The sequence below is a fragment of the Cognataquiflexum rubidum genome, assembly GCF_022538115.1.
GTDB classification, from domain to species: Bacteria; Bacteroidota; Bacteroidia; order Cytophagales; family Cyclobacteriaceae; genus Cognataquiflexum; species Cognataquiflexum rubidum.
This window is the reverse complement of the sequence record NZ_JAKZAL010000002.1, coordinates 91,018-110,865: the sequence shown is the minus strand read 5'-3', so window position 1 is coordinate 110,865 and position 19,848 is coordinate 91,018. Positions and strand designations below refer to the sequence as shown.

General features: G+C 43.1%; 18 protein-coding genes. 7 read left to right on the top strand and 11 right to left on the bottom strand.

Features of this window, described 5'->3' with window-relative positions:
• Positions 1–84: 84 nt before the first annotated feature.
• Positions 85–1,248 (top strand): Fic family protein, encoded by a 1,164-nt coding sequence (locus MMU05_RS02800; RefSeq protein ID WP_241140144.1) that lies wholly within the window; start codon positions 85–87, stop codon positions 1,246–1,248.
• Positions 1,249–1,430: 182 nt separating this feature from the next.
• Here the strand turns inward: MMU05_RS02800 and MMU05_RS02795 are convergent, their stop codons facing one another.
• The 5 genes from MMU05_RS02795 to MMU05_RS02775 form a co-directional block, all read right to left on the bottom strand.
• Positions 1,431–1,808 (bottom strand): hypothetical protein, encoded by a 378-nt coding sequence (locus MMU05_RS02795; protein WP_241140143.1) that lies wholly within the window; start codon positions 1,806–1,808, stop codon positions 1,431–1,433.
• 172 nt (positions 1,809–1,980) lie between these two features.
• Positions 1,981–2,730 (bottom strand): DUF4184 family protein, encoded by a 750-nt coding sequence (locus tag MMU05_RS02790; protein WP_241140142.1) that lies wholly within the window; start codon positions 2,728–2,730, stop codon positions 1,981–1,983.
• 125 nt (positions 2,731–2,855) lie between these two features.
• Complete coding sequence (locus tag MMU05_RS02785) at positions 2,856–3,023, bottom strand: hypothetical protein (RefSeq protein ID WP_241140141.1); 168 nt, start codon at positions 3,021–3,023, stop codon at positions 2,856–2,858.
• Between the two features lie 164 nt (positions 3,024–3,187).
• Complete coding sequence (locus tag MMU05_RS02780) at positions 3,188–3,469, bottom strand: hypothetical protein (RefSeq protein ID WP_241140140.1); 282 nt, start codon at positions 3,467–3,469, stop codon at positions 3,188–3,190.
• 405 nt (positions 3,470–3,874) lie between these two features.
• Positions 3,875–4,801 carry a phytanoyl-CoA dioxygenase family protein gene (locus MMU05_RS02775; protein ID WP_241140139.1) on the bottom strand — a complete coding sequence of 309 codons (927 nt, stop codon included), beginning with the start codon at positions 4,799–4,801 and terminating at the stop codon, positions 3,875–3,877.
• 52 nt (positions 4,802–4,853) lie between these two features.
• Here MMU05_RS02775 and MMU05_RS02770 point away from each other — a divergent pair, with 52 nt between their 5' ends.
• Both MMU05_RS02770 and MMU05_RS02765 read left to right on the top strand, forming a co-directional pair.
• The gene (locus tag MMU05_RS02770) at positions 4,854–5,375 is read left to right on the top strand and encodes a YdeI/OmpD-associated family protein (RefSeq protein WP_241140138.1); all 522 of its coding nucleotides are present in this window, start codon (positions 4,854–4,856) and stop codon (positions 5,373–5,375) included.
• A 413-nt stretch (positions 5,376–5,788) separates the two neighbouring features.
• Positions 5,789–6,559 carry a YdcF family protein gene (locus tag MMU05_RS02765; protein WP_241140137.1) on the top strand — a complete coding sequence of 257 codons (771 nt, stop codon included), beginning with the start codon at positions 5,789–5,791 and terminating at the stop codon, positions 6,557–6,559.
• Positions 6,560–6,829: 270 nt separating this feature from the next.
• Here MMU05_RS02765 and MMU05_RS02760 read toward each other — a convergent pair whose 3' ends face one another.
• From MMU05_RS02760 to MMU05_RS02745, 4 genes are all read right to left on the bottom strand, one after another.
• Positions 6,830–7,030 carry a hypothetical protein gene (locus MMU05_RS02760; protein ID WP_241140136.1) on the bottom strand — a complete coding sequence of 67 codons (201 nt, stop codon included), beginning with the start codon at positions 7,028–7,030 and terminating at the stop codon, positions 6,830–6,832.
• A 57-nt stretch (positions 7,031–7,087) separates the two neighbouring features.
• Complete coding sequence (locus MMU05_RS02755; RefSeq protein WP_241140135.1) at positions 7,088–8,605, bottom strand: M20/M25/M40 family metallo-hydrolase; 1,518 nt, start codon at positions 8,603–8,605, stop codon at positions 7,088–7,090.
• Positions 8,606–9,112: 507 nt separating this feature from the next.
• Entirely contained in the window at positions 9,113–10,837 is a 1,725-nt protein-coding gene (locus MMU05_RS02750; protein WP_241140134.1) for a thiamine pyrophosphate-binding protein, read from the bottom strand.
• Positions 10,838–10,926: 89 nt separating this feature from the next.
• Complete coding sequence (locus tag MMU05_RS02745; RefSeq protein WP_418884457.1) at positions 10,927–13,683, bottom strand: putative LPS assembly protein LptD; 2,757 nt, start codon at positions 13,681–13,683, stop codon at positions 10,927–10,929.
• A gap of 67 nt (positions 13,684–13,750) precedes the next feature.
• Here MMU05_RS02745 and MMU05_RS02740 point away from each other — a divergent pair, with 67 nt between their 5' ends.
• The 3 genes from MMU05_RS02740 to MMU05_RS02730 all read left to right on the top strand — a co-directional run bounded on the left by MMU05_RS02740 (position 13,751) and on the right by MMU05_RS02730 (position 17,648).
• Entirely contained in the window at positions 13,751–14,551 is an 801-nt protein-coding gene (locus MMU05_RS02740) for an N-acetylmuramoyl-L-alanine amidase family protein (protein WP_241140133.1), read from the top strand.
• A 272-nt stretch (positions 14,552–14,823) separates the two neighbouring features.
• Positions 14,824–16,452, top strand: coding sequence for an acyl-CoA carboxylase subunit beta (locus tag MMU05_RS02735; protein ID WP_241140132.1), 1,629 nt, complete (start codon positions 14,824–14,826; stop codon positions 16,450–16,452).
• A gap of 353 nt (positions 16,453–16,805) precedes the next feature.
• The gene (locus MMU05_RS02730) at positions 16,806–17,648 is read left to right on the top strand and encodes a transglutaminase-like domain-containing protein (RefSeq protein ID WP_113924286.1); all 843 of its coding nucleotides are present in this window, start codon (positions 16,806–16,808) and stop codon (positions 17,646–17,648) included.
• Here MMU05_RS02730 and MMU05_RS02725 read toward each other — a convergent pair.
• Both MMU05_RS02725 and MMU05_RS02720 read right to left on the bottom strand, forming a co-directional pair.
• Positions 17,645–18,223, bottom strand: coding sequence for a thioredoxin-like domain-containing protein (locus MMU05_RS02725; protein WP_241140131.1), 579 nt, complete (start codon positions 18,221–18,223; stop codon positions 17,645–17,647). The two genes, MMU05_RS02730 and MMU05_RS02725, sit on opposite strands and share 4 nt — an antisense overlap.
• Positions 18,224–18,269: 46 nt before the next feature.
• On the bottom strand, positions 18,270–18,899 hold the full coding sequence (locus tag MMU05_RS02720) for a 4'-phosphopantetheinyl transferase family protein (RefSeq protein ID WP_241140130.1): 630 nt from the start codon (positions 18,897–18,899) through the stop codon (positions 18,270–18,272).
• Positions 18,900–18,937: 38 nt separating this feature from the next.
• Between MMU05_RS02720 and MMU05_RS02715 the strand changes: the two genes are divergently transcribed.
• The gene (locus MMU05_RS02715) at positions 18,938–19,846 is read left to right on the top strand and encodes a WD40 repeat domain-containing protein (protein WP_241140129.1); all 909 of its coding nucleotides are present in this window, start codon (positions 18,938–18,940) and stop codon (positions 19,844–19,846) included.
• The last annotated feature ends 2 nt before the right edge of the window (positions 19,847–19,848 follow it).

The window sequence follows — 19,848 nt, the reverse complement described above, 5'->3', positions numbered from 1 at the left end:
AAGTATTGATAAACAGGGTAAATGATAGTCAATTCGTTAATTCTTGATTGCAAAGATGTTAAATCAAATAAGAACCAAATTCAAATGTCAGAAGCCACATTTTTACATTTCGATTTAAAACTGATAGAGCCGTCATTCGACTCTGCACTAACCGATTTAATTATTGAGTTGGATTATCTCCGTAAGAAACCTCTTGGCGGCTCCACACATCCAAAAGTTTTTTTTCAGTTGAAGCATATTTTTCATACGCTTGAAAGTATTGGTTCAGCAAGAATTGAAGGTAACAATACAACCGTTGCAGAATACATTGAAACAAAACTGGCTGAAACTAAAAATGTTCCACCAAGCATAAAGGAAATTCAGAACATTGAAAAGGCAATGGCCTTCATTGAAGAGAATGTAAAGAATTATCCAATCAACAGAGCATTTTTAAGTGAGATGCACAAAATGATTGTAGATGGGTTGCTACCTCCGCCAAACGGAGAAGGTGATGGAACTCCTGGTGAATACAGAAAAATGAATTTGAAAATTAATAAGTCCTCACACAAACCACCTGAATGGTTGAGGATAGAAGATTATATGACGGAGTTGCTTGATTTTGTCAATAGAGAAGATAGTCCAAAATACGATTTGCTGAAAGCCGCAATTGCTCATCACAGATTTGTTTGGATTCACCCATTTGGAAATGGTAACGGACGAACTGTTCGTCTTTTTACTTATGCAATGCTTGTCAAAACTGGGTTCAATGTTAATGTCGGTAGAATTATAAACCCTACCGCTGTGTTTTGTAGCAATCGAAATGATTACTATACAAATTTGTCCGAAGCCGATAAAGGAACAGACGAAGGAATAATCGCTTGGATTGAATATGTTTTAAAAGGTCTGAAAGAAGAAATAGAAAAAATTGATAAGCTTTTGGATTATAATTTTTTGAGAAAAGAAATTCTAATTCCTACAATTAGCCATTCTTTGGAACGGAAATATATTACAGATGTAGAAGGAAAAGTTTTGAAAAAAGCCGTTGATATGCAAGTAATTCAAGCAGCCGATGTCAAGGAGTTTTTTGCTGGCAAAGTTGATGCTGAAGTGTCAAGACAAATTAGAAAACTGATTGATAAAAAAATGCTTGCCCCCGAAAAAGAAGGAGCAAGAAAATATGTCATGCGTTTTGACAATAGCTACTTGTTGAGAAGTGTTATGAAGTCGTTAGGCGAAAAAGGTTTTCTTCCTGTCCGTGATGAAGTATGATAGTAGCATTGTCGGTCGGAGTGGCGAAGTGCTTACCGCCAACGAGTTGCATATGGCTTGTGGCGGTTTCGAAGCACTTTCCCGTCCACCGAAACCAAGGCTGGCAACGGAGCGAAAACCTTGCTGGCAGCCGTTAACCCGCCATAAGCTATATGCTGTGTTGCCGCACGTTTTTTTATTTTTCAATTCGGTTGTTCATATTCGATTATTGATGAAAGTCTGTTGGGCATTGGCTCAGGTTGTTTTAAGTCAATCTCCCCAAATGGTGTTGTCAAAGGGTTATCAAAGTCGATGAAGTGCAGAAAAAAAGCAAGTCTGGTGGTTTCTGTAGTTTCTTTAGGAACTTCAAGCCAGTCGCCCGTAATTTCTGTTCCTTCCGTATTTAGGTATTTTTCATCCCAAGGTGTCTGCCAGTCGAGTCGGTCAACACCGTTTTGTCGTTGGGTAAATTCGCCAATTTCAATGTCGATATGTTTTGCTTTTATGTCGAGCTCAATTAGATGAACATTTGTTTGTCCTTCTACCATGTAAACACCAATTACATTTGTTTCTGTCTTCATATTTTAAATGTGCGGCAACGATTGTACATCAACTTGACTTGTTGATATCTACCCAATTCCGGCTGCTATCAACAATTTTATTGCAATTCTTCCATCACCTAAACTTAATTGCTTTTAGTTGGATATCCAAAGGATCATGTTCGGGAAAAAATTCGACTATCCGCCTTTACCCCTATCCGCCACTTACTGACCTTTTGCCCATCTTCGTCCAAAGCGACGCACCAATCAGACCTATCATAAAAGCTGAAATGGTCGTGATGATCAATTCCCATTTATCCACTGAAGCGTCAAGTGAAATCCGCAAAAACACCACCGTCCCCCCTACCAAGACGCAAACAGACCAAAAGACCACCTTATTGAAAATGCTTTGGCCGGGTACGCTTACCTTCGGTAGCCGCAGCACAAAATAATAAACCAACATCAATCCTATCACCCCACTCAACACCTCGATAATCAGCGCAAAAGACAAATAAATAGCATCGCTTAGGTGGATGCCGTTTCCGGTCAGGGGAGAATACCTGACTAACCTTTCATGGTCTTTGGTAATGCCATCCAAAACAATATGGGAAAATGCTCCTATCATGATGGAAATACAAATGAGGAGGTAATGCTTTTTGAAATGAGAAAGCCAATTGACACCTTTATACACATGAAGCCTTTTTCTGATATGCTCCGGGAGGTTGTCAATCAAGGGATCTCTGACCAAGAGGTGAAAGATAAAACAGAGCAATAAACCTACCGGAAGACTGAACCAAAAAATACCTTCCCAAGTGTGGCTGATGGTATTTCCCGGTCTCATGTTGATGAATTTTTCGAAGTCAGGAACCATGCTGCCTATGATCAGGCCGGTCATGGAAGTCCATTTTTTGAAACCCCAATTGATGGGAAAGACAAGCGCTGCATGGGAAAAGGTAAATGGCATTGATTAAGGATTTAATGTAAAAATAGGTGATTATCCGCAAATTGCCAGTAGCCCAAATTTAAAGCTAAAAGCTGCGGAAAATAAGACCATAGACCATAGTCGATAGTCCATTTGCCCCTGTATCTTCAGAACTCAATCCCTCTTCTCTTCATTTCCTCGGCGAGCTTCCCGTCAATTTTCCTGCAGCTGCAATTTTTGGAATGGGCGAGATGCCATGCCATCCGCTGTTCGATGGTAGGGTTTTTTGGCATTTTGTGTTGTTCATGCCACTCCTTGTTAATATTTCCGCTCATCACAATTCAAATCTTTTCATGATGGAAGGTGTCAAAGTGAAAATAACAATCAGCAGACCGGTGAAAATCATGACCGGCTGCAACCAAAAATACCGGGTCATGACCAGCTGAACAGTAATCCAGGTAATCACAATAATGCCCGAATACAGGGAATATGTCCAGGCCTAATGCCTGTTTGGGTAGACATTGAGTGCATTGGCCCATCGACATTCAGGTTTGAGGAGTAATCCAAGAAAGGAAAACAATGGAAGCAAACCGCTAAAAATAAAGAGTAACAAACCGGGTATGAGGTAGGAACTGAATGGCGATTGAGCAAGCCATCCCGGTTCCATACCGAGTAAGGAACCATCCGGTTGGAGGACCAGCATTCCACCTCCGGACAATGCACCCAAACCCAGAAAAAGATGAAGCACAAGTAGCAAGTAAAGAAAAAGCCGAACCTTCATATTCTCAAATTTAAACCTTGTGATTGACAACAAATTAAATTTAGGAATATCATTCCGAAAATCACATTGGAAGCCATGAAATGGGTTTTTTATTCAGACTCAAAAGCCTTATCAGGCTGATTTAAAACCCTCCTACAGGACATGATCTAACGAATTTCAGATGATTTCCCTCAGTCCCAAACCTAGGGATTTCCAACAGTAAATCCCTAGACCCGTGATGATTCCCCCCACCTTCCCCTAGGGATACTCCGTGTCTCTCCCACCCATACTCCGCCTCTGGGCTACCATTCAGCTATCTAACCTCTCACTTCTCCCTCATCTCGGCTCTCGCATCTCGTCTCTCGTATCTCGTGTCTACTTCCCACCTCGTACTTCGTAACTGGTACTTCCCGTTTCCCACTTCCCCTACCATTCCTCCAATCCCAATAACCTCTTCCCTAAATCTGTCAATTCCGCTACAGGATGCTGTTTTTCCCTTTGCAAAGGATCGCCTGGAAAGGCATAGCCTTTCAGCGCTTCGCGGCTTTGCCAACTGTGGGTGCGCCACTGACGGAGGGATTCATTTTCGGGTTCGGCAGGCATCATGGAGAGGTATTGGGCGATGCGGACTTTGTCCTTGCTCCTGTTGGCACGGATTCCATGTGGCAAAAGTGAATTGAAGATCAGCAAGTCACCTGCTTCCAATTTGACTTTGGTCAGTTCAAATCCGGTAGTGTCGGGTTGGAAATAATTGCGGTCGGCAGGTTGGGCAAGTTTCCAGGTATCGTAAGTCCGGTAAAGTTCGGGGATACATTGGAAGCCTCCCATATCTTCATCGGTTTGGTCAGCGAGGGCAAGGACACCTTGCACATTTTGGGGTTTGGTCTCGGGGTCATAGTCCCAATGGATAAAACCCTTGTACTCAAATCCGGGCCGGATGGGAAAGTTCAGGTTGGCCCGGTCGATGGTCACCCACAGTTTTTCGGTACCCCAGATATCCGAAAAAGCCTGATGGACTTTGGGCGTCTGCCTGTTGTCCCACAGGAATTGGTGGTGGTAGATTTCGACCATCCCGGTATTGACCAATTCCTTCATCTCCATATCGGGATTGGTTTTTCGGTACCAGGACTCCGGGTTTTCCGGGTCTTTCCCTTCGTATTCCCATAGGAAATCCACCAACTTTTTTGCCTGAGATTTTGGAACGGCATTTTTGATAATCACATAGCCATTATGGACCCAAAAATCCCAATCCGCTTCAGACATTGCCTGTAATGGTTTTCCGTTGCTACGGTCATTGAGCTTGGTAGTAGCGGTCTTGGAGACCGAATAATTGGATTTGGGATCATTTGTCATGCTGTTAATTTAATCGAAAAACTGCGATATTTAGAGAAAAATTTTCCCTCAAATGATCTCATTTTTATCCACTTTGGAAGATTTCCATACCAACCTTTGGAGGTTTCACCTGCCTGTTCCGGAGGATATTGCGGCGCAGTTTATCGATGGCGACAACAGGCGGGTTAGGGTTCACTTGGAAGGAATCCCCGTCTTCCCTGCTGCCTTGATGAAGACCAAGGAATATTGGTATATCCTGCTCAATAAGCCCAACCGGGAAAAGCTCAAAATCGCGGAGGGGGACAAAATCACCATGACCTTGGAAAAGGACAACTCCGAATATGGCCATGATATGCCCGAAGAAATGCAGGTACTCCTAGATCAGGATGAGGTGGGAAGCGGGTATTTCTATGCCCTGACCAAAGGAAAGCAGCGGGGACTGATATACATCGTTACCAAAGTCAAGAACACCAACTCACGGCTCAATAAGTCGCTTGCCATCATCGAACACCTGAAGGATTTGAAAGGCAAATTGGATTACAAACTCCTCAATGAAAAAATTAAGTACTACAATAATCTGCATAAGGGGTGGTGAGTGGTTGGTTATTTGGTGATTGGTTATTTGGTTAATGGTTAATCGGTTAGTGGTTATTTGATTATATGGTTAACTGTTTAATTGTTTAACTGAAGTGTGATAAGAAACTCATCTTAACAAAAAATGTCCTTCTCAGAGAATTTGATTATTGGTAAATGGGTATATTGTTGATTCCCACGTTTTCAGCCCTGAAGGGGCGAAATACCATAGCGATGGGTGAAGCCCATCGGGATAAGACAATATCCAAACCAAAGCCCTGAAGGGGCGAAATATTCTTATATTCCTCTATTAAAAACTACTCTCCCGCTCTTTTCACAATAATTTTCTTTTGAAAACTTTGAATCATTAAATTCGTCAATTCAAACCTGCTAACCCTAGTTTTGGATTAATCTTTTTCCCAAAAACCCATCCGCATGTTCTTCTACCTTTCCCAGTTCCTGAGTTTTTTGGCCATGCCGCTGACGATCATCCTGATTTTACTGATTTCAGGTTTTTGGCTCCGCAAAAAGAAGTACAGCAAGAAATTGATGTTAGGTGGAATCATTCTAATCCTCTTTTTTTCCAATCAGTTTTTGGCAAACCTCGCCATGAAAACTTGGGAACCGGATTTCAAAGCCTTCGATACGCTACCCAATTACGAAGTCGGCATTGTCCTGACCGGCGTGACCAACCTGAACAAAACAGCCTCGGACCGTACTTTTTTCAATAAGGGCGCTGACCGCGCCACCCATGCAGTGCAACTCTATAAATTGGGCAAAATCAAAAAAATCCTCATCACCGGTGGACAGGGTCTTGACCCCTCCAATTCCAACACTGAAGCTGAAATGCTAAGGGATTTTATGGTCATGACCGGTGTTCCAAATGAGGATATTTTGGTAGAAAACAAAGCAAAAAATACGAGAGAAAACGCAGCATTTTCCAAAGAGGTTCTTACTCAAAACGGATTCGACCTTGACCAAAGATTTTTACTGATCACCTCCGCCTTTCACATGTACCGCTCCAAAGGTTGCTTTGACAAAGTAGGTTTGCAGACAGATACTTTTCCGGTGGATTATTATTCTGAAGATATCCGCTTCAGCATCCCACAATTGCTCCAACCTGAACCTTATTCCATTTTCATGTGGCATAGACTTTTCAAAGAATGGATTGGGATTACGGTCTATTGGGTGGTGGGGTATATTTAACATGTCCGTCACCCTGAGGAACGAAGGGTCTCTCATGTCATTCTGAGTGAAGCGAAGAATCTGTCTTAGGGTTGGTTGTAATTGTTGTAGTGGTTGTAATTGTTGTCTGCTTCGCGTTGTCGGGCTGTCTGCTTCGCGTTATCGAGTTTTCGGGTTTTCGAATTCGTCACCCTGAGGAATGAAGGGTCTCTCTCTGATTGGTTGTAATTGTTCTAGTTGTTGTAATTTTTGTCTGCTTCTCGTAATCGAGTTTTCGGGTTTTCGAATTCGTCATTCTGAGTCTTTAACATTTTGCCAATTTTCAGAAATGGTAATGACGGTTGCTCCTCCGTCATTCTGAACCGCAGCTTGCGAAGGTGAAGAATCTCTTAAATGAGACACTTCTCCGCCGCGGCGGATCAGTGTGACGACCCAGAAATTCGCGTCATTGTTAATGATAGTAGTTGAATCCCAAAATTCTTCATTATTCATTCAGCATTCTAAATTTCCCATGTCTCACATCTCAAGTCTCAAATCTCGCATCTTTTCCTACAATTCTTGGGTAAAAATCGCCAACGCCGTCTTGATACCTTCTTTGTAATTCCCCAAACGGATGTTCTCATTGGGGCCATGTTGGTTGTTGTCGGAGTTGACAGTCACCACAGTTACTGCCGGAATTTGCAACGCATCGACAAAAGGAGCAATCGGAAGTGAACCGCCACTGATGCGGATTTTGATCGGGTCTTTGCCAAAAGCCCTGACCATGGCTTTGTTCAGAAAAATACCCGGTTCGGAATCAAAAGGTGTTCGGAAGGCTTTGTAGGAAATGGTTCCTTCCCACCTGACCAATTTTGGGTATTTCAACCTCTCCTCATCTGTGGGCGTATGGTCCAGAATGTGGTAACCCTGGCCTTCGATATGCTTCCTGACCAAGGCAAAAAGCCTCTCGGGATCACTTTCGGGCACCAATCGGATGTCAATCTCTGCAATGGCTTCGGCAGGCACGATGGTCGTTGCCATTTCCCTGACACCTCCCGCGGCCAATCCACGGATGTTGAGCGAGGGATACTGCAATGATTCCTGATAGGTACTGGCAACTTTGTCTGTGGAACCAATTCCAAGTTTTTTCTTAATCGCCTCTTCATTATCGGGAACCTTTGTCAGAATGGCTTTTTCTGTTTCGGTTAGTTTGATCCCGTCATAAAATCCAGGGATGGTCACCCGCCCTTCATCATCTTTCATAGAAGCCAATAATTGAGACAAACGGAATGCTGGGTTGGGTGCATAATTGCCATAATGTCCACTGTGTTGGGCTGCCCTTGGTCCAAAGACCGTCAAGGTAATTTCAGAAATTCCCCTTGCCCCAAAACTCAAAGTCGGTTCATTGCTCAGGTGTCTTGGCCCGTCCATAATCAGCATCATGTCGGCGGCCAACTTTTCTTTGTGTATGAGGACGGCAGCCGGCAGATTCGGTGAACCTATTTCTTCTTCGAAATCGAGAATGACTTTGATATTGTAATTGGGGGAGTTTCCTTCTTGAGTCAAGGCATCCCAAGCTGTCAAAAACATCGCCAAAGGACCTTTGTCATCAGAGGAAGACCGGGCAAAAATTCTCCATTCAGCATCATACGAAGAGTCCAATGTTTCCATTGGGATGGTTTCCCACTTGCCGTTTTCCATTTTCTTCAACACCGGTTTGAATGGATCCTCCTGATCCCAGCGCTTCTTTTCTACAGGCTGACCATCCACATGAAAGTAAAACAAAACTGTCTTTTGGGCTTTTGGGAATGTTTTTTCTGCCAAAAGCATAGGAAAACCTTTCGTCTCCAAGCGTTCTATTTTCCAACCTCTTTTCTCAAAGTTTTCCTCGCACCACTCTATATTTGGAACCAGCTCTTCCTTGTTATTGGAGTTGTTGGGGATGGAAACCAGGTCATTGAGAATTCCGATACCGGAGAGAAAATGTTTTTCAGTGACAGCATCGAGATCGATCGCTTTCTTTCCCTGTGCCAAAAGGATTGTTGGTAAGGTCAAAAGAAGAACGAATAAGGGAAAGGATTTTTTCATAGTGGATAGGATCAATGAAGACTATTTTCAAAAGGTAAAACAAAGAAGGAATATAAAAAAGTGGTTTTTTGTCAATGAATTTTTACTCTTGAGGGTTTTTGGTAAGCTGCGAATTGGAGGATTTTTAGTGATTGGAGTTGTAATGGTTATATTTGGTTGTAATGGTTGTAATTGTTCTAGTAGTTATATTGGTTATAATAGTTGTCATGGTTGTCTGCTTCGCGTTGTCGGGTTTTCAGCTTCGCGTTGTCAAGTTGTCGAATTGTCGAATTAGTAAGCTTGCAACTTGGTACATAATACTTTGTTCCTCTCACCTTTTACTTTTTACTTCTTAAACTAATTCCCGCTTCGTATTTCCCGACTTCCCAACCTCTTACCTTTTACTTTTTACTTCTTAAACTAATTCCAACTTCGTACTTCCCACTTCCCGACTTCATTACTTCCTTACTTCCCAACCTCCCACTTCCCGACTTCCTTACTTCCTTACTTCCCAACTTCCCACCCCCCTCAAACCGAAATCGACCCTTTCCTAAAGTCTGTCTTCCCGATTATGGCATTGATCAAATAGGATTTACCTTGTTGATTTGAAGTTATGGCCTGCTTCACTGCCGATACAAAAGCTTCCAAACTCTCGGTTTTTTGACCTTCCACGCCGAAGGACAAAGGTATCTTTTCATAATCTGAAGCATCCAATGTCACAGCGCAGTCCGAACCCAAAAACTCCACCTGATCTCTGGCAATCTGCGTCCAACAGGCATCATTTCCGATGAGGGCAGTGATAGCCAATCCATGTCTTTGGAAAGTATCGAATTCCATCAGGCTGTATCCTGCACTCCCATCTCCATACAAGATCCAAACAGGCCGGTCCGGATAGACCAAAGCCGCCGCGATGGCAAAACCTGCTCCGACTCCCAAGGTCCCATAAGCTCCCGGATCAAGCCATGACAAAGGTTGTCTTGCCCGCAAAGTATAGGAAGCAGTCGCCACAAAATCGCCTCCATCTGCCACGAGAACCGCTTTTTCGGGCAATTGATGCTCCAATTCGCAAAGCAACTTCAAAGGATTTAAACCATTAATGTTTTCTTCAGACTGTTTGCCAATCTCCTCATCCCTCATCGAATCCCTCTTCCGCAAAGTATCCTGCCATTCATGCAAGTTGACTTTCAAATGATCAGAAAGGGCTACCAAAAAACTACAGGGATCAGCTTGGACAGCGAGTGTGGGTTTTTTGTTGAGAAAAAGTTCTGACTCGCTCCTGTTGATGGAAATGAATTTTCGGCTGCCGATATGGCTTCCATAATCAAGACGGAAATCATTGGGCACCCCTGCCAAAATAATCAAGTCGGCTTCTTTGATGGCTTCCTTTCTTTTGTGCCGGACATGAAGCCTGCCTGAGCTCCCGAGCAAACCTCTTCCCATACCACTGAGGAAAACAGGTATCCCTATTTGTTCTATCGCTATGGCCAGTTGCCCGGCCAACTCGGGTTGGAGCATGGCACCGCTTCCCAAAATCATCAGCGGACGTTTGGCTTTCTGGATCAGGGAAGCAGCTTTCGCCAATTGTGAATCAGAATGCAGCGGAAATTTTGACTTTTCGGGATGGGTATTGAAAATAGTCTTGTCGTTGTCCTCAAAAAGCTTCTTGGCATGTCTCTCAATGTACCATTGTAAAGCCTTGTCCTTCAGGGATGGGGTTCCTGATTTGCTTTTGGCACCATACCACTCTCTGACCATGGCCTCGGGGTAGAGTGTGTCGATGGGGCATTCTATAAAAACCGGTCCGGGGACGCCTTCAGCTGCAATCTGAAAGGCTTTTTCCATAGTCGGCCCAATATCCTTCACTTTCTTGATAATGGCTGCCCACTTGACGATGGGTTTGATAATACTGATCTGATCAATGTCCTGCAGCGCTCCCCTGCCTTTGAGCAAAGTAGCGGCTGCACCTCCCAACAATATCACAGGCGATTGGGCCATTTGGGCATTTTTGATGGCTGTGATGGTATTGGTCAGGCCTGGTCCCGCAGTGACCGCAACAACTCCGGGAATTCCCGTCAATCTTCCCACAGCATCTGCTGCAAAAACTGCCGTGGCTTCATGTCGTGTATCGATGACCCTGATTCCCGCTTTCTCAGCACCAACAAAAATCGGTGAAATATGTCCACCACATAGCGTAAACAGGAATTTGACTCCGTGGTTTAGGAGTACTTGGGCGATGATTTCTCCTCCGTTCATAGGAAGGAAGTTAATAAAAATAAGGGGTAAAGTGAAGAAATCGAAACAGCAAAAAATACATATAGCCGAAAATCAATTTCCGATAAATCTTAATCAAAGAATGACCTTCTTCTAGAAACTTTCAAATCCTGAAGAATGGACGATTTGACACGGATATCGAGGTTGTAGGAAGTGAATCGGCCAAAAGGAATCCAACTGACATTCATCTGCCAGCAGTGAAGGTCTCTCGCCAAACCTATCATGGATTGGGTAAGCTGCGCTGTCATAAAATCATAGCCGCCGCTGTAAGTGATTTTCCACTTTTCGGAGATACTCAGGTCACCGTTGATATTGACCGCTGAAGTGATGTTGGACTTTCTGCCAGGCTCTTGAGAGTAGGCTACATTAAAACCAAAACCAAAAGACCAAGGAATATTCCATTCGATATATTGTGAGGGGTCATTGATGATTTGGTTGATTTCGTTTTCCACAAACTCATTCAGCTGTCCTCCCTGTTGCAGAAAGTCGTCAGTCATTTGGTCCCTCATTTCGCCGGCTTGGCCTCCCTGTTTGGCAGGATTGAGGTTTCCGTTGATATTCATGGTGACATTCCTGAATTTACCGATTCCCTGACCGCTTCTCCAGGCAAATTGGTTGACCCGACGTCCTGTCACCGCTCCGGTTTCAGAATCTTTTTTGACCAATTCCGCATATGGATCCAAGGTAGCTGCGATGTTGAGCGACAATTTATTGTCAAAAAATGAAGTTCTGGTATCCATTCTAATCGGTGCCAATTGGAAGGAATCAGCCTCAAAATTGTAACTCGTACCGATATTCAAAGTTTGAAGCAATGGGATTTTCTTGGTCTCTGCTTCTCCTGATTCACTGAATTTTTTCAATTTAGCTTCAAGCGTATTCCTGATATTGAGGTTTAAAGATTTGGATGAACCCAAAGGCGCACCCCCAAAAACAAAACCCTGATGTCTTGAGAAGAATTGGGACCTTCCCATGGAGTCAGTTTGCACAATTTGGTAAAACCCAAATGATGGATCAGAAAAATCAGGATTGAATGTAAATCCAAAAGAAGGCTGCATGTGGTGCCGGATGGTTTCTATTTTTTTGCTTCCTTTAAAATTATAAAAACCATAGACGTTGGTATTCATGGCAAAGGAGGTGTTGTAATAAGTTACCCTGTTGAAGCCTGGTTCCAAAATTTTATCCACCCTTTGTTCCACAGGATTGTAGAAGAAATTTGTTTTTTCCAAGTACCAAAGTTCGGTCAGGTTTGCTGAAGCTGTTCCTGTAAAGTATTTGAAAAGGCGGAAATTGGAGGAAATCGGAATGGTGTTTTTGGCACCATTGCTGGCATTTTTGAGCAATAAAGGTAGGTTTTCCAGATTGAATGGAATGATGTTCTGGTCAGGACTGATCCCCTGTCCCTGATCCACTACCTCGCTTGATACGCCCAAAGGTGGGGTTATCCTGTTTGTGATGGTATTCTGAAGGTTGAAATTCCAGGCAACGTTTAATGTCTTGATCGGTTCAAACTTGGCATTTTGAAAGGGGTTTTGTCGGTTCATGTTGACCGCTATGTCCGGCAGGATCAGATTGACTTCGTCTGATTGGATGTTTTGGGAATGCCTCAGGTTGGCAGACATACTGAAAGGTGTTCCTGAAAAAGTCTTGCTGTAAGAAATGTTGGACGAAAATTCAGACTTTACATTCTGAACAAAGTTGTTGGGGTTGACCACTACGTTATTGTAGTTGGAGGTACCGGCATTTACCGAAGCAGAAAACCGTGAATTGCCCCTTGATTCGGGGGAATGGTTCCAATTGACCCAGATCGTATTGTAATCGACCGGGTTCAGTTCTGTTTCGGGGCTTTTGAATTTTTGGTAATCTATATTGAAGGCTCCACTGTAGCGGTATCTTTTTTTGTACATGGTAGATGCTTTGGCACCCCAACCGCCATTGGAGAAAATATCGCCTGTAACCCTCGTGTGTACATAGTCATTGAAAGCAAAATAGTAGCCGAAGTTTCTCAGAAAAAATCCCCTGACCTGTTCCTGTCCATAGGAGGGAAACACAATTCCTGATGCTTTTTCTTCCGGGGTGTCGGGAATTATCCCAAAAGGAAGGCCAAAGGGTGTTGGAATACCATTGAAATAGAGGTTGAAAGGTCCCGTGACGACCTGCTTGCCCCGGATCGATTTGATCTTGCTGGAGTTGATGTGCCAATGGGGTTCGGCGAGAGTACAAGTAGTATAGAACCCATGGTCAAGGTAAATACTGCCGTCTTTGTCTTTTTTGATGGTCTCTCCCCGGAGCAATCCATCCTGCTGTTCCGTAACGACATCTTTGATAATGGCTTTTTGGCTTTTGAAATTGTACCGCATTTCCTTACGGATTTCATAGGATGTCGCCCCTTCTTTAAAAATGGGATTTCCCTCAATGGCCCCCAAGGAATCGGTCACCCCCGAAGCAAATATTTCGCTTTTTTCCCAATCAATGATGATCAGGTCAGCATCCAACCTGATGAGACCATACTCAAACCAGGCCCCTTTGTGGAGGAAAACTTTTTTGGATTGAAAATCTGTGATGATACTATCTTCTGCGTAATACTTGATTTCCGTTTGGATATCCCCTTGGGGTGCTATCTTTGTGCTGTCGGTAATGGGAATGGTGTCATTTTTTATTTCCGGCAAAGTATCCAAAGCAGAAGGATTCCTCGTTGGAGTAGTAAGGATAGAATCGGGGGCAATGATCCTCTTCTCTAGATTTCTTTGGCTTCTTTTTTGTGAATAGCCCATTTGGGGCAATGCCCACAAAACCAAAAATAGAAGCCAAAGGAACCGGTTATTCCGCACTTAGTGATTTTAATTTATTTAAAAATTTGTAAAATTTGCCTTAGCAAAGTTAATAGTATTAACACGCATGAAACGCCCCAAAGTTAAAAATATTCTTATTATTTCGGTCCTGACGATTTCTTTCTTGCTCTCAGGATTTAATGCTACAGGCCCAAAAGCACCTGAATTTAAACTCAAACGCATCGTCATCGACGCGGGTCACGGTGGAAAAGACCCCGGAACTGTCGGGTCTATGTCCAAAGAAAAAGACATTGCCTTAAAGGTAGCCCTTCAGGTAGGCCAGTACATCAAAGAAAATCTGCCTGAGGTGGAAGTCATCTACACCAGAAAAACAGACACTTTTATCGAGCTAAAAGAGCGGTCCAATATCGCGAATAGAAATAAAGCGGATCTTTTCATCTCCATCCATTGCAATGCGGCACCGAGCAGGGCTGCCTACGGTACAGAGACTTTTGTGATGGGTACCAAAAACTTTGAGGCAAACTTTGATATCGTAAAAAGGGAAAACTCAGTAATCCTTTTGGAAGAAAATTTTGAAGAGCAATACGAGGGTTTTGACCCTTCGTCGCCGGAATCCTACATGATGTTCAACCTGATGCAAAAAGCTTTTTTGTCGAATAGCCTCTCCTTAGCTTCCAAAGTTGAGGAGGATTTCAGCACCCGTGTCAACAGGTATTCAAGAGGGGTTAAACAGGCACCGCTATACGTACTTTGGACGACAAGTATGCCAAGCGTCCTTATCGAATTGGGTTTCCTTTCCAATGCCAACGAGGAAAAATATCTCAACACCAAAGACGGACAGACCTACCTTTCCTCAGCGATTTATAGGTCAGTGAAGGCGTATAAGGAGGAAATTGAGGAGTTGTAAAATTGGTTATTGGGTTATTGGTTATTTGATTATTTGGTTATTTGGGGATTGAAAATGGGAAATAATCCAAGCTTATTTGACAATTATCCTTCAGTGGTTTAAAAAATAAATTCAAAACCGAGCACTTTTTTACCCAGGCATTTGGATTTATTTCTTTACAAGAAAGACTTTTTTTAATTCTCTTCGAAAAAGGAAATACCAAATCCAATTTGATTCTTGTGGGTTAATTAAGTTATTTTAGCATCACAAGAAAACTAAACCCAAGTGCCTTTATGGACAGTGAATTCAAAAAAAACGAAGATCAGGTCAAACAGCTGCTTTTTCATCTTCAAAGTAAAATAGAAACTGTCAAGCTTGGCGGTGGCAAGTCCCGGATAGCGAAAGAACACGAAAAAGGAAAGCTAACGGCAAGAGAGAGAATCGATTACCTGATGGATACCAATTCAGAATTTCTGGAAATCGGCGCTTTGGCTGCGGATGGCATGTATCAGGAAGAAGGGGGCTGTCCCTCGGCAGGGGTTGTTACCGGGATTGGATATGTTAGCGGAAGGATGTGCGTGATCGTCGCCAATGACGCCACGGTGAAAGCAGGCGCATGGTTCCCCATGACTGCCAAAAAGAACCTCCGTGCCCAGGAAATCGCCATGGAAAACCGGCTTCCCATCATTTACCTTGTCGATAGTGCCGGGGTTTTTCTACCCCTGCAAAATGAAATATTCCCTGACAAAGAACACTTCGGACGTCAGTTCCGCAACAATGCCCGGATGTCCTCCATGGGAATCATACAGGTAGCAGCCATCATGGGAAGCTGTGTCGCCGGTGGTGCATATCTCCCCATCATGTCGGATGAGGCGATGATTGTGGACAAAACAGGTTCCATATTCTTAGCGGGATCTTATCTCGTCAAAGCTGCCATCGGAGAAAATGTTGACAATGAAACCTTGGGCGGTGCAAGTACCCACTGTGAGATTTCGGGAGTCACGGACAACAAATACGCCAATGACCAAGAATGCCTGGATGCCATCCGAAATATCTTTTCTAAAATAGGTTCATTCGAAAAAGCAGGTTTTGACAGGATAGAAGCACAAAAACCTGCTAAACCTGAACCTGAAATTTATGGAATATTGCCTGCAGACAGGGCCAAACCATATGATATGATCGATATCATATCGAGAATTGTGGACAATTCAGAAATAGAAGAATACAAAAAAGACTACGGCAAAACACTGATCTGCGCCACTGCTCGGATCGATGGATGGGCTGTCGGCATCGTCGCAAACCAACGCAAAATAGTCAAAACCAAAAAAGGAGAAATGCAGATGGGCGGCGTGATTTATTCCGATTCTGCTGACAAGGCAGCGAGGTTCATCATGAACTGCAACCAACGCAAAATTCCTTTGGTGTTTCTTCAGGATGTCAGCGGATTTATGGTGGGTAGCAAGGCCGAGCACGGCGGCATCATCAAGGACGGCGCCAAGATGGTCAATGCCATGGCCAATTCGGTTGTTCCAAAATTCACCTTTATTATTGGGAATTCTTATGGTGCAGGCAACTATGCCATGTGCGGCAAAGCATATGATCCGAGGTTGATCTATTCTTGGCCGACAGCGCAGATGGCTGTCATGAGCGGTGCTTCGGCTGCCAAAACCTTGCTTCAGATCAAAATTTCGACCCTCCAAAAATCAGGCAAAGAAATCAAGCCTGAAGATGAGGCCAGATTGTTGCAAGAGATCACCGACAAATACAATGAAGAATTAAGCCCCTATTATGCTTCAGCTAGACTTTGGGTGGATGGTGTCATTGATCCTTTGGAAACAAGAAAAGTCATCAGCATGGGGATTGAAGCTGCCAACCATGCACCGATTACCGAGCGGTATAATGTTGGGGTGATACAGACGTAAGTCTTTTGAGAAGCTAGAAACGAGATGCGAGAGACGAGAAGCGAGAGAAAAGACATGAGATTTGAGATTTGAGATTTGAGATTTTTTTGGCATGTATAGAAAAGTCATAATTGAAAAGAGGCTAAAATGTAAATACGCAATTATGCCAGTTGATTGGATATCCATTTTAATTCTTGGCTCCGGACTAAAATGCACGGTACATCGGTCTTCCGACTTCGGTCTTCCGTCCTGACTGAAAAGGATTATTGGGTTACTGGCAAAGAAGCGCGTATCGATCAAGTCTTAATTTTAAAACAACCGATTCTATTATCCATTCATTGTAAATTTTATTAAATTGGATATCAATTTTGCCCATGGAAAAACTCAGTGAAAAAGAACTTCATGCCCTGGTTTCCCTGCTCGACGATACAGACCGCGAGGTGAAAAGCCTTGTATTGGACAAGCTGATTTCCATAGGACATCCTGTAATCCCGTTTTTGGAAAAAAAGTGGGAAGAAAGTTTCAATCCTGCCATCCAAAAAGAGATTGAAGACTTAGTACACAGACTCCAGTTTTTGCAATTAAAGGAAAGGCTTATTGATTGGAAAAATTCCCCTGACCAAGATCTCCTGACCGGATTATGGATCATCAATACCTACCAATACCCCGATCTGGAATTTGAGAAACTGAATGCAGATATGCATCAGATTTATTTTGAAGTATGGACTGCTTTCAAAAATGACCTTCTTCCATACGAACAGGTCAGAATCATCAACGGAGTTCTATTCAACTCCCTACGATTTTCGGCCAATACCAAGAATTTTCATTCCCCCGGCAACAGCATGCTGAGCAATGTCCTTGAAACCAAAAAGGGCAATCCAATCAGCCTATGTTCCATCTACCTCTTGGTGGCCAAAAAACTCGGTCTTCCCATTTATGGTGTCAATCTGCCCAATTTGTTTGTCTTAACCTACAAATCTTCCGATGCTTCATTTTACATCAATGCTTTTAATAAAGGCCTGATTTTTTCAAGAAAAGACATTGTCAATTACCTTGAGCACCTCCATATCGAATCAAGGGAAGTTTTCTTTGAACCTTGCTCCAACAAAGATATCATCACCCGAGTCCTGAGAAATCTGATTGTCGCCTTTGAAAAACTGGGGGAAGTAGAAAAGTCCGGAGAGATCAAAGAACTCCTGGAGATTAGCGAAAGTTAACGCAGCTTGACATTACAGCCCACGGCACGGCTGGAGGAGGGACTTGGAGACCTCCTGTTTTGGATAGCGGTCAAGGCACTTTCCAGGTATTTGATATTTGCATTTTCTGCCATTTGGGGATTATTGTCGATAGCACCTCTATAGACGACCGCAAATCCCGTTGGACCGGGGGTGATGACCACAACCTCGGGCAATTTGGTGATTCCAAACTGTTTGGTAACAACCTGATTCCCATCATCAAGAAATGGAATCGACATCTTTTTTTCGGCAACCCTAGCTTTCATTCCGGCGGAGGTTTCTTCTTCCTCGATTCCTACATGGGGGTTGATCATAGCAAAAACGAACCCTTCACCGGCAAACTGACTATTCAGGCTGGAAATTCTTTCTTCATACAATTTGGAAAATGGGCAATTGAGGCTTGTAAAAACCAATACAACGGCTTTGGCCTCCCCGTGTGAAGCCAAAGAAAATTCTTGGCCTGATACTGCATCTACCAATTGGAAGTTTTCCACCCTTTGGGAAAAGGAGTATGAAACCAAAATAAACGATAGAAAGAATAGAAATATCTTTTTCATTTTCAGGTATGAATTGCGTGATACAATAAAGATACATACAAAGATACTACCAGATCGTATAAGTCAGGACAATATCATTTTGCCATTCGATTTTGACCTGGTAATGGTGGTCTGAAAATTCGGTATTTTCAATTCTTCCGTAGATGACTTTATCCTGAAGGGTGAAAGGAGAAAGGCGGATGTTATTTTTGAGGCTTACCCCCCTCCTTCCCTGACATTTGAAGATGGATTCTTTGGCTGACCAGGCAATGGTATTGATAAGAGGATCATTGCCGAGGAATTCTATTTCATGAATATTGAGAAATTTGGGGCCTAACCTGACCACCTTTTCCCGAACATAATCCAAGTCAATCCCTACAGGCATTTCTTTGTGAAAGATCGCCGCAGCCAGGCCTTTGGTGTGCGTCATAGACACATGCCCAAAGCCATCCATAGAATGTGATTTTCCATTTTCATCCTTGTAAAATCCGGGATAAGGCAATGCTATACAGTCCAATGCTTCTTTGATGGCAATTCTCGCACCTTTCCACTCCATTCTTTTTTCAGGATGAGAAATATTGGCGAATGAAAGTTTTTCCCTAAAGCTTAAAAAATCAGTTCCATTTTGGGAGACTTCCTCAATATTCTTTACCGCCAAAGCAGATAAAGGACTTATTTTTTCTATTTTTGTTTGCATAGACCCATTATGGGAAGAAGTGCTAATCACAGCAAAATATGGTAAAAATCCAAGTAAATAAATTGCATACATTGACCGGCCACAACGATTGTATTTATGCCTTGGCAGAAGCTCCTGACCCAAGGTATTTTTTTACAGGTTCGGGAGATGGAATGGTTGTTTTATGGGATTTGGAGGATCCGAAGGACGGAAAGCTTATAGCCAAAGTCAACCATTCTGTCTATGCATTGGAAGTGGACCGAAACAGAAACCAGTTGATTTTAGGGCACAATTTTGAAGGAATCCATGTGATTGACCTATTGGACCAAAAGGAACTTTGGTCTTTGAATATTACAAACCAATCCATTTTTGACATCAAAGTGGCGGGCAATAATATTTTTGTGGGAACTGCAGATGGCATGGTCATCGTCATTGACACAGAAACTAGGGCCGTCAAAAAACATTTGAAAATCTCCGAAAAAAGTGTCCGTGTATTGGCTATCAATCCTGCCGGAACCAAGATTGCGGCGGGCCTGAGTGACCACAGTATCAAGGTTTTTGACCTTAATTCTCTGGAACCCATCCACAACCTCAGTTCCCATACCAATTCAGTCTTTGCCCTGGCCTTTGATCCGAATAATTCAATCTTGATCAGCGGCGGCCGGGACGCAAGTCTTAAGATTTGGGATACAGGGGATTATGAATTAAAACAGACCATAATTGCCCACCTTTATGCTATAAATTATTTGGCCTTCCGTGAAGATGGCAGATATTTTGTAACTTGTAGTATGGACAAATCCATCAAAGTATGGGATGCCGAATCCTATAAACTCCTCAAAGTCATCGACAAAGCAAGGTATGCAGGTCATGGCACCTCCATCAACAAAGTAGCCTGGAGCCGTTACAACCAAAACATCATCTCAATCAGCGACGATAGAAAAATCTCCATCTGGAACCTAGAATTTTGAAA

What these genes read in the sequence shown, in the direction of transcription:
- MMU05_RS02725 (WP_241140131.1), bottom strand. Translation starts at nt 18,223, where the DNA reads ATGAAAAAGATATTTCTATTCTTTCTATCGTTTATTTTGGTTTCATAC.
- MMU05_RS02765 (WP_241140137.1), top strand. Translation starts at nt 5,789, where the DNA reads ATGTTCTTCTACCTTTCCCAGTTCCTGAGTTTTTTGGCCATGCCGCTG.
- MMU05_RS02795 (WP_241140143.1), bottom strand. Translation starts at nt 1,808, where the DNA reads ATGAAGACAGAAACAAATGTAATTGGTGTTTACATGGTAGAAGGACAA.
- MMU05_RS02775 (WP_241140139.1), bottom strand. Translation starts at nt 4,801, where the DNA reads ATGACAAATGATCCCAAATCCAATTATTCGGTCTCCAAGACCGCTACT.
- MMU05_RS02730 (WP_113924286.1), top strand. Translation starts at nt 16,806, where the DNA reads ATGGAAAAACTCAGTGAAAAAGAACTTCATGCCCTGGTTTCCCTGCTC.
- MMU05_RS02785 (WP_241140141.1), bottom strand. Translation starts at nt 3,023, where the DNA reads ATGAGCGGAAATATTAACAAGGAGTGGCATGAACAACACAAAATGCCA.
- MMU05_RS02790 (WP_241140142.1), bottom strand. Translation starts at nt 2,730, where the DNA reads ATGCCATTTACCTTTTCCCATGCAGCGCTTGTCTTTCCCATCAATTGG.
- MMU05_RS02735 (WP_241140132.1), top strand. Translation starts at nt 14,824, where the DNA reads ATGGACAGTGAATTCAAAAAAAACGAAGATCAGGTCAAACAGCTGCTT.
- MMU05_RS02800 (WP_241140144.1), top strand. Translation starts at nt 85, where the DNA reads ATGTCAGAAGCCACATTTTTACATTTCGATTTAAAACTGATAGAGCCG.
- MMU05_RS02780 (WP_241140140.1), bottom strand. Translation starts at nt 3,469, where the DNA reads ATGAAGGTTCGGCTTTTTCTTTACTTGCTACTTGTGCTTCATCTTTTT.
- MMU05_RS02720 (WP_241140130.1), bottom strand. Translation starts at nt 18,899, where the DNA reads ATGCAAACAAAAATAGAAAAAATAAGTCCTTTATCTGCTTTGGCGGTA.
- MMU05_RS02750 (WP_241140134.1), bottom strand. Translation starts at nt 10,837, where the DNA reads ATGAACGGAGGAGAAATCATCGCCCAAGTACTCCTAAACCACGGAGTC.
- MMU05_RS02770 (WP_241140138.1), top strand. Translation starts at nt 4,854, where the DNA reads ATGATCTCATTTTTATCCACTTTGGAAGATTTCCATACCAACCTTTGG.
- MMU05_RS02755 (WP_241140135.1), bottom strand. Translation starts at nt 8,605, where the DNA reads ATGAAAAAATCCTTTCCCTTATTCGTTCTTCTTTTGACCTTACCAACA.
- MMU05_RS02740 (WP_241140133.1), top strand. Translation starts at nt 13,751, where the DNA reads ATGAAACGCCCCAAAGTTAAAAATATTCTTATTATTTCGGTCCTGACG.
- MMU05_RS02760 (WP_241140136.1), bottom strand. Translation starts at nt 7,030, where the DNA reads ATGAATAATGAAGAATTTTGGGATTCAACTACTATCATTAACAATGAC.
- MMU05_RS02715 (WP_241140129.1), top strand. Translation starts at nt 18,938, where the DNA reads ATGGTAAAAATCCAAGTAAATAAATTGCATACATTGACCGGCCACAAC.